Consider the following 625-nt stretch of genomic DNA (forward strand, 5'->3'; position numbering starts at 1 on the left):
GCGACAACATCTGGCAAGGCTGGGACGGAAGTCACTGTCGTTCTCAAAATCGGTGGAGCTGCATGACAAGGTCATCGGGCATTATCTGAACATAAAACACTATCAGTAAGTTGGGGTCATTACCCAGGCACAGTTAAGCAAAGAAGATCGCATTTACGTCAAAAAGTCCATTCGCTGGCTTACCCTGAAGCGACCCGGCAACCTGACGCCCGCAGAGCAAAAGGCGCTGGAGGTTGTAAAGCAGGCGATCCCAGCACTTGCCATGGCCTATGACTTCAAGGAAGCCTTCTTCTGCATCTACGACGAACCCGACAAGCAGAGTGCTCAGAACGCCTTTGAGGCTTGGAAGAACAGCCTGCCGCCTTATGGCATGGAGCCTTTCAAAAAACTGGTAAAAACGGTACACAACCATTACGACGACATCTTTGCCTACTGGGATGCGCCGTTCTCACTCACCAATGGCTATACCGAAGGGCTCAACGGTTTGATCAAGATGTCCAACCGGTTAGGTCGGGGTTATAGCTATGAGATCATCCGTGCAAAGACGTTGTACTCCAAAGAAGCGTAAGCGTACAGCGAGAACCGTATTGACGGGGATGTGTTATTCAGTTGGCAGTGTGATGCG

Annotated in this window: 1 protein-coding gene and 1 pseudogene; both read left to right on the forward strand. The window is 50.7% G+C overall.

What is annotated here, in order from left to right; translation table 11 throughout:
- Positions 1–109: IS1 family transposase (locus tag BHE81_RS25410; protein WP_019725171.1), on the forward strand; the 109-nt coding region annotated here is incomplete at its 5' end.
- 15 nt (positions 110–124) lie between these two features.
- A pseudogene (locus tag BHE81_RS25415) lies at positions 125–565 on the forward strand (transposase); the annotation flags it as partial.
- Positions 566–625 lie beyond the last annotated feature (60 nt).

Origin of the sequence: Klebsiella sp. AqSCr (assembly GCF_008452795.1) — a bacterium.
GTDB classification, from domain to species: domain Bacteria; phylum Pseudomonadota; class Gammaproteobacteria; order Enterobacterales; family Enterobacteriaceae; genus Klebsiella; species Klebsiella pneumoniae.